The following is a 1,319-nucleotide window of genomic DNA, read 5'->3' on the forward strand; positions in this document are numbered from 1 at the left end:
CTGAACCGCACCGGGTTTCCCGGAGGCCATTTGGTTTGGGTCAGGCCGCCAAGGCTTGGACCTCGGCCTGGGCATAGTAGCGCGCTTCGGCCTCGGCGGGCGGGATATTCCCGATCGGTTCGAGCAGGCGGCGGGTGTTGAACCAGTCGACCCATTCGAGGGTGGCGAACTCGACGGCCTCGAAAGACCGCCATGGGCCGCGTCGATGGATCACCTCGGCTTTGAACAGGCCGTTGATCGTCTCCGCGAGGGCATTATCGTAGGAGTCGCCAACGCTGCCGACGGACGGCTCGACACCAGCCTGGGCGAGCCGCTCGGTGTAGCGCAGCGCAAGGTATTGCGAGCCCCTGTCGCTATGGTGCACGAGCCCGCCGCCCTGGACGGGACGACGCTCGTGCAGGGCTTGCTCCAAGGCATCCAGCACGAAGGCAGCGTGAGCCGTCCGAGAGACCCGCCAGCCGACGATGCGGCGGGCGAAGACGTCGATCACGAAAGCCACGTAGACGAACCCGGACCAGGTCGCGACGTAGGTGAAGTCGCTGACCCACAGGGCGTTGGGGCGCGGTGCCTTGAACTGTCGATTGACCCGGTCGAGCGGGCACAAAGCTGCCGGATCGGGGATCGTCGTCCGGACTGTCTTACCCCGCACGACACCCTTCAGTCCCATCGCCCGCATCAGCCTCGCCACGGTGCACCGGGCCACCACGATCCCTTCCCGGCCGAGCTGCCGCCAGACCTTGCGCACGCCGTAGACGTGGAAGTTCGCCTCGAACACGCGCTGGATCTCGACCATCAGCGCCGCGTCGCTCCTGGCTCGTGCCGGTAGCTTACCGGGATCGGCTCGCCGCGCGGCATGGGCATGGTACGTCGACGGGGCGATCGGCAGGACCTTGCAGATCGGCTCGACCCCGTAGGCATCGCGGTGCTCGTCGATGAACGCCTTCATCGTTTGAAAGGGCGGTCGAGCTCCGCCATCGCAAAATATGCGCTGGCCTTCCGGAGGATCTCGTTGGCCTGACGCAACTCGCGGTTCTCCCGCTCCAGCGCCTTGATCCGCTCGCGCTCCTCCGTGCTCGGGCCGCCCCGTTGTCCCGTGTCCAGCTCGGACTGACGGATCCAGTTCCGGAGCGTCTCGCCCGAACAGCCGATCTTGGCCGCAATCGAGCTGATCGCCGCCCATTGCGAGGCATGCTCGCCTTGATGGTCCAGCACCATCCGCACCGCGCGGGCACGGACCTCAGGAGAATACGGTGGGGTTCGCTTCGTCATGGCTCCATCCTCTCAGGAGTTGGAGCTTCCGGGAAACCCGGGGCGGTTCA

General features: G+C 66.3%; 1 protein-coding gene and 1 other annotated feature. The gene reads right to left on the reverse strand.

Going from position 1 to position 1,319, the window contains the following annotated elements:
- Nucleotides 1–40: 40 nt before the first annotated feature.
- A protein-coding gene (locus tag FV233_RS29465; protein WP_147899639.1) for an IS3 family transposase occupies nucleotides 41–1,269 on the reverse strand; the annotation gives its coding sequence in 2 pieces (ribosomal slippage) (nucleotides 41–981 and nucleotides 981–1,269; 1,230 coding nt in all).
- Nucleotides 872–988 (reverse strand) — a sequence feature (AL1L pseudoknot). Its footprint overlaps the gene before it by 117 nt.
- Nucleotides 1,270–1,319: the final 50 nt, after the last annotated feature.

It is taken from the genome of Methylobacterium sp. WL7 (genome assembly GCF_008040085.1).
Classification (GTDB): Bacteria; Pseudomonadota; Alphaproteobacteria; order Rhizobiales; family Beijerinckiaceae; genus Methylobacterium; species Methylobacterium mesophilicum.